General features: G+C 72.1%; 7 protein-coding genes. 6 read left to right on the top strand and 1 reads right to left on the bottom strand.

Annotated elements, in window-relative coordinates; translation table 11 throughout:
* A partial coding sequence (locus DQW85_RS29495; RefSeq protein WP_162795474.1) for an ATP-binding protein occupies positions 1-1,008 on the bottom strand: 1,008 nt, incomplete at its 3' end.
* 276 nt (positions 1,009-1,284) lie between these two features.
* Between DQW85_RS29495 and DQW85_RS29490 the strand changes: the two genes are divergently transcribed.
* From DQW85_RS29490 to DQW85_RS29465, 6 genes are all read left to right on the top strand, one after another.
* On the top strand, positions 1,285-1,914 hold the full coding sequence (locus DQW85_RS29490) for a VC0807 family protein (protein WP_113703114.1): 630 nt from the start codon (positions 1,285-1,287) through the stop codon (positions 1,912-1,914).
* Positions 1,915-2,199: 285 nt separating this feature from the next.
* Positions 2,200-2,817 (top strand): DedA family protein, encoded by a 618-nt coding sequence (locus tag DQW85_RS29485; protein ID WP_113703113.1) that lies wholly within the window; start codon positions 2,200-2,202, stop codon positions 2,815-2,817.
* A gap of 36 nt (positions 2,818-2,853) precedes the next feature.
* Entirely contained in the window at positions 2,854-3,711 is an 858-nt protein-coding gene (locus DQW85_RS29480) for a DMT family transporter (protein WP_205315502.1), read from the top strand.
* Positions 3,712-3,824: 113 nt separating this feature from the next.
* On the top strand, positions 3,825-5,036 hold the full coding sequence (locus tag DQW85_RS29475) for a glycosyltransferase (RefSeq protein ID WP_113703112.1): 1,212 nt from the start codon (positions 3,825-3,827) through the stop codon (positions 5,034-5,036).
* The gene (locus DQW85_RS29470; protein WP_113703111.1) at positions 5,033-5,716 is read left to right on the top strand and encodes a DUF998 domain-containing protein; all 684 of its coding nucleotides are present in this window, start codon (positions 5,033-5,035) and stop codon (positions 5,714-5,716) included. The genes DQW85_RS29475 and DQW85_RS29470 overlap by 4 nt, the downstream gene beginning before the upstream one ends.
* A gap of 83 nt (positions 5,717-5,799) precedes the next feature.
* Positions 5,800-6,196, top strand: a 397-nt coding sequence (locus tag DQW85_RS29465; protein ID WP_205315501.1) for an AfsR/SARP family transcriptional regulator, incomplete at its 3' end; no start/stop codon positions are given.

The raw sequence follows: 6,196 nt of genomic DNA, 5'->3' as shown, positions 1-6,196 counted from the left end.
CGCGCAGCGGTCCCACGCGTCGCCCCGCACCCCGATGACGATCAGCCCGGCCGGCCGCCGGGCCGGGCCGGTGGGCGTCTCGGCCGCGTCGCGCAGCGCCGCCGTGAACGCCTGGACCGACGGGTCCGTCGGCTCCACGGTGAAGATCTCCTCGAACTGGTCGACGACCGCCACCAACCGGCCCTCGGCGGGGCCGGCCGCGCCGGTCTTCGCCAGCACCGCCTGGCGGAACAGCAGATGCGCCTGATCGGGGTGCTCGGCCAGCGTGCGCCGGACGCTCACCGGATCCGTACCGGTCAGCGCGGCCAGTTGAACGGCCAGCTCGGTCAGCGGATCCGCGCCAGGGGTCATCACCAGGTGCGGCCAGCCGGCGCTCTCCGGCACGCCGGGCAGGAGACCCTGCTTGAGGTGGGGCAGCAGCCCGGCCCGTAACAGCGACGACTTGCCCACACCGGACGGCCCGGTGACCACGAGCACGCCCACCTGGTCCAGCCGTGCGGCCAGCATCTGCGCCAGCTGGGCGGTGGTCTGCTCGCGACCGTAGAAGATCTCGGCGTCGCGCTCGCCGAACGGTGCGAGACCCCGGTACGGGCAGCCCTCCCACAGGGGTCGCGGGTGAGCGGAGTCCGGATAGTGGTGGTGGTGCTCGGTGTTCTGGATCGTTCCGACGTTCTGGATCGTTCCGACCTTGCCGACGACCGGGCCGTGCACGACGTCGCCGTGAACGGTGTTCCCGCTGATCTCGATGTGGTCCCCGCCGTAGTGGCGCGCCGCCTCGGGAGCGGGCGTGGCGGCTCCGGCATCCGCGGGACGTTGCCCGGGAGCCGGGCGCAACAGCCCGTACACCGACGCTCCCAGCCCGGCCAGCCCCAGGAGCGCGCCCAGCACACTGGCCAGCTGATCCGCCCGCTCCAGCCCCACGGCCACGAACGTCGCGCCCAGCGCCACCGCCAGGACGCCCGTCGTCACCAGGGTCATCCCCGCTCTGGGCGTACGCTCCCTCTCCATGGGCTCATGGTGAACGCGGATCGCCGCACGTGATAGCGAATCACGGCAAACAGTGCTCACTGTATTACTGACCGCAACAAGGCCGGCCATGCCCAGACTCCTCTATGAGGCAAAAGAGGCGGTGGCATGCCGGACCGTCAGGTACGGTAAGCCACCGGCGCGCGCCCCCAAGGTGCGCCGGGGTAAGCACGGAGTAACCCCGATCCGGCCATCCGGCAAGCCTGGTCGCCCGAAACCCGGGTAGCCGCTGGTCATCGGCCTATCCGCGGAGCAGCCTTGAACCATCCCCCGGTAACCCTGCCACGCCTCACGTCCCTCGCCCGCCAGGCGGTGCCCCGGCTGCTCGAAGGGGTGGTGGCGCCGCTCGCGGTGTTCTACGCGGCTCTGGCGGTGCTGGGGATGACCGGGGCGCTCATCGCGGCCGTGTCGTGGGTCTACCTCGGGGTGGCGTGGCGGCTGTTCAGGGGGATCAGGGTGCCGGCCACGATGTTCCTGGCGGCGATCGCCGTCACCGTACGGGCGGCGGTGGGGCTCTGGACAGGGAGCTGGGTGGTCTACTTCATCCAGCCCGAGCTGGGCACGATCTGCATCAGCATGGCGTTCCTCGCCTCGGTGCGGCTGAACAGGCCGCTGGTGCAGAAGCTCACGCTCGACTACATCCACCTGCCGTCGGCGGTGCTCCGGCACGAGCGGATGCGCAGGTTCTTCGCGCGGATCACGCTGCTGTGGGCGTTCGTGCTGCTGGCGAACTCGACGGTGAGCATCTGGCTGGCGCTGCACGAGACGATCGGCACGTTCATGCTGCTCAGGACGTCAGCGGTGGCACTGATCAGCGGGTGCGCGATCACGTTCTCGGTCATCGCGTTCAAGCGGGTGCTGCGCCGCCTGCACGTGGCCCACGCCTGACCGCCTCCCCCGGACGGGGAACGCCCCTGGGAGCCGGGGGTGGAGAGAAGGCCCCTACAGGGGTAGGGCTGGCACTACCGCAAAGGCGGATACGGGCACTCCTGCCTTCCGCGCCGTGACCCGGTTTGATCGATGGGTGTCAACGGAGGAGTTCCTGCCTCAGGGTGTACGGCCCTGAGCCTTCTCGGGGCGGGGGCCCGCGTTCGACCGGGGGTTTCCCCGATGTCTCGCGGCTCCTCACGCCGACAGGCTGGTGAGGACCCCTGACGATCGGAGTTCACGCGCATGTCGCACGCCATCCTCGACCTGGTCCACCAGGCGATGTCGTCACCGTGGTTATACGTGGCGATCTTCGCTCTGGCGGTGCTCGACGGGTTCTTCCCGATCGTGCCCGCGGAGACGGCAGTTATCACCGCGGGGGTGTTCGCCGCGTCCGGGCAGACGAATCTCGCCCTGGTGATCCTGGTGGCGGCGCTCGGCGCGTTCGCCGGTGACCACGTCTCCTACCTGATCGGCAACAAGTGGGCGGGCAGGTTCCGCGGTCGCAAGGCGTTCGTGTGGGCCAGGAAGGCGCTGGCGGAACGGGGCGGGCTGGTCCTCGTGGTCGCCCGGTACGTCCCCGGCGGGCGTACGGCGACCACGGTGACCATGGGCGCGGTGCGCTACCCGCTGCGCTCGTTCACGCTCTTCGACGCGATCGCCGCCTCGTCGTGGGCCGTGTACTCGGGGCTGATCGGGTTCTTCGGCGGGATGGCGTTCGAGAACGACCCCGTCAAGGGGCTGCTGCTGGGCCTCGGCATCGCGCTGTCCATCACCGGGGTCGTCGAGTTTGTGCGCTGGCTCAGGAAGCGACGCGCCACCCAGGCTTCCTCCGAACGACGTCCGGTGGACATGTCCGTTTGACCCTGCCCCGTGACCATCCAGGTGAGAGGAGTGGGCATGAGTGTGCTGGCCGCGGTAGTCGCGCTGGTCGGTTCGCTGTTCTTCGCGGTCGGAGCCGCGCTGCAGCAGTTCGAGGCGGCCGGTGTCGCCAGGCGGTGCCCGGTGGAGGGCGGCTCCGGATCCGGCCCGGCAGCCGGCATCGCCAAGCCGGGTCTGCTGGCGCTGGTACGCCGGCCACGCTGGCTGCTCGGCTGCGTGTCCATCCTGGCGGGCGGCGGGCTGCACATCGTCGCCCTCGGCCTCGGCCCGCTGACGATCGTGCAGCCCATGGGGGTCGCGAGCCTGCTGTTCGCCCTGCCGATCGCGGCCACGCTGCAGGGTCGCAGGCCCTCTCACAAGGAGCTGGCCGCCGCCGGTGTGGTCGCGGCGGGGCTGGTCGGCCTGGTGCTGCTCGTGCCCGAGTCCGAAGGGCCCACCCACCTCGGCCCGTCTGGGGTTCTGACGCTGCTCGGGATCTCCGGTGTCGCGGCGGTGCTGCTGTGGGCGGGCTCGCGGGCCGCCTCCCCCGCGGGCCGGGCGGCGCTGCTCGCCACCAGCTCCGGTGTGCTGTACGGGGCGACCGCCACGCTCGTCCGGGTGCTGGTGGACGGCACGTGGAACTGGTGGTATCTGCTGGCGCTCCCGGCTCCCGCCCTGCTGGCGCTCATGATGCTCCAGCGGGCGTACGCCGTGGGCCACTTCGGCGTCTCGTTCGCCTCGCTGCAGATCGCCGACCCGCTCACCGCGGTGGCCTTCGGCGCGCTGCTGCTCGGAGAGCCCCTGCCCACGGGCGTCGTCCCGGTCGCCGCGGCGGCGCTGACGGCGGCCGGGACCATTGCCCTGGCCAGAACGACCCCGCTGGAGGCCCGCCACTGACCCGGCCGATTCGCTCCCCCGCCAAGTCCCCGCCTCCCCATCCCCGATCTCTGATCAACCGCTCCGGCGCTCCCCACGCCGGCCGGCGTTCACCTGTGAAACGGAGTCTCCCCATGGTCGTCCCCCTCCACCGCGCCGCCGGCGTGGCCGAACTCGAGCCCGTCGCCGAGCGGCCCCGCCGGATCCTGATCTCCACCGACACCTATCCGCCGGACGTCAACGGCACCGCGTACTTCACCCACCGCCTGGCCACCGGCCTGGCCGCCCGCGGCAACAACGTGCACGTGGTCTGCCAGTCGGACCAGGGTCCGGCCACCGCCGACGTGGTCGAGGGCGTGGTGATGCACCGCCTCCGCTCCGCCCCGCTGCTGGTGCACCCCACCATGCGCGTCACCATCCCCACCCGCCTGGACCGGCTGATGGCCTCCGTCGACCCCGACGTCCTGCACACCCAGGGCCACTTCGTCGTCGGCCGGGCCGCCATCGCCGCCGCCCTCCGCCGCGGCGTGCCCGTGGTGGCCACCAACCACTTCATGCCCGACAACCTCTTCCAGTTCGGCCACATCCCCGACCGGCTGCGGGCCAGGGCGGGCAGGTTGGCCTGGCGCGACTTCAAGCGGATCTTCGACCGGACCGATCACGTCACCACGCCGACGCCGCTGGCCGCCAAACTGCTCGGCGACCAGGGCTTCACCCGCCCCGTCGAACCCGTCTCCTGCGGCATCGACCTGACCCGCTTCCACCCGCACACCGAGCCGAAGCACTGGGCGCGCAAGCTGTTCGACCTGCCGGACCGGCCCACCATCCTGTTCGTCGGCCGCCTGGACGAGGAGAAGCACCTGAACGAGCTCGTCCGCGCCCTGCCGCACGTGCTCAACACCACCGACGCGCAGCTGGCGATCGTCGGCCGGGGCAACCAGCGGCCCGAGCTGGAGAGGCTGGCCAAGCGCATCGGGATCGGCGAGCGGGTGTCCTTCCTCGGGTTCGTGCCCGACGAGAACATGCCGCAGGCGTTCGCCGCCGCCGACGTCTTCGCCATGCCGAGCGTCGCCGAACTCCAGAGCATCGCCACGCTGGAGGCGATGGCCAGCGGCCTGCCCGTGGTGGTGGCCGACGCGATGGCGCTGCCCCACCTGGTGGACGGCAACGGCTACCTGTACCAGCCGGGCGACGTCCTGACCCTGGCCGGCCACCTGACCGCCATCCTGACCGACGACGAGCTGCGCGCCCGCCTCGGACGGGCCAGCCGTGGGCTGGCGATCACGCACGACCACCAGAACTCTCTCGCCCGGTTCGAGCAGATCTACGATGAGGTGACGCGATGACTCCAGGCAGGGTGTCCGGCGCGGAGGCCGGCGCGGTCTCCGGGGCAGTGGTGTCCGCCGTCGCTCTCGGCTACGTGCAGGTGGCGCTGCCCGCGCGGCCGCTGATCAGCGACTACGCGCTGGTGTCCGGCGGGATGGCGCCCGTGCTGATCGGCATGCTGGCGCTCGCGGGCGCGTGCCTCTTCCTGGCGTACGGGCTGGCGGCGCGCGAGCCCTCCCGCAGCGCGGCGACCCGGGTGCTGCTCGTGGCCGGCGCGGCGGGCCTCATGCTGAGCGCGCTCTTCCCCACCGATCCCGGCCTGTCGGAGGTCAGCTCGCTGGGAGGCGAGATCCACCGCTGGTCGGCCGCCGTCTTCTTCACCGCCCTGCCCGTCGCGGGCTGGGCGCTGGCCAGGCGGTACGAGCCCCTGCCGCGGTGGAACGCGGTGCGGGCCATGAGCGCGACGTCGGCGCTCGCGCTGGCCGGGTTCCTCGCCGCGCACCCGGCGTCGTTCACCTCATCGCCGATCAACGGCGACGCCTACTACGGCCTGCTCGAACGCGGCCTCGTGCTCGCCGAGATCGCCCTGGTCGCGGTCATGGCCGTGGCCTCCGCCCGCAGAGCGCACCCCGCCGCGCCCACCGCCGCGACGCCCGAGCCCGAGGTGGACTCCGGGAAGCCGGAACGGCTGGCGGCCTGAGGAGTAGGCCGGGAATCGCGACGCGTCCCTGCTTACGTACCGGCAGATCGCGGCGATCCTCCCCAAGCCCTGATAATCGAGGCATGCGCTTCGAGATCCTTGGTCCCACCCAGGTCGTGGGCGAGGACGGGAAGCCGGTCCCCCTCGGCGGTCCCCGGGTGCGGGGCCTGCTCACGCTGCTGGCGCTCGACGCGGGACGCGTCGTCCGCTCCGATCACCTGGTGGACGGCCTGTACGGCGGGCAGCCGCCGGACGGCGCGGCGAACGCGCTCCAGGCACAGGTGTCACGGCTGCGCAGGGTGCTCGGCAGGGAGCGGGTGGAATTCCATCCGGCGGGCTACCGGCTGGCCGTGGACCCCGGGGACGTCGATGCCCGGCGGTTCGAGCGGCTGGCCGGCGCGGGCAGGCAGGCGCTGAGCAAGGGCGACGCCCGGCGGGCGGCCGCACTGCTGCGCGAGGCGCTGGAGCTGTGGCGCGGCG

The organism is Nonomuraea lactucae (assembly GCF_003313395.1).
Classification (GTDB): Bacteria; Actinomycetota; Actinomycetes; order Streptosporangiales; family Streptosporangiaceae; genus Nonomuraea; species Nonomuraea lactucae.
The sequence above is the reverse complement of the archived record's forward strand: the minus strand, read 5'-3'. Positions and strand labels throughout refer to the sequence as shown.

Bases quoted from the DNA above. Each gene is read 5' to 3' on its own strand.
- DQW85_RS29485 (WP_113703113.1), top strand. From the start codon at position 2,200: ATGTCGCACGCCATCCTCGACCTGGTCCACCAGGCGATGTCGTCACCG.
- DQW85_RS29480 (WP_205315502.1), top strand. From the start codon at position 2,854: ATGAGTGTGCTGGCCGCGGTAGTCGCGCTGGTCGGTTCGCTGTTCTTC.
- DQW85_RS29475 (WP_113703112.1), top strand. From the start codon at position 3,825: ATGGTCGTCCCCCTCCACCGCGCCGCCGGCGTGGCCGAACTCGAGCCC.
- DQW85_RS29470 (WP_113703111.1), top strand. From the start codon at position 5,033: ATGACTCCAGGCAGGGTGTCCGGCGCGGAGGCCGGCGCGGTCTCCGGG.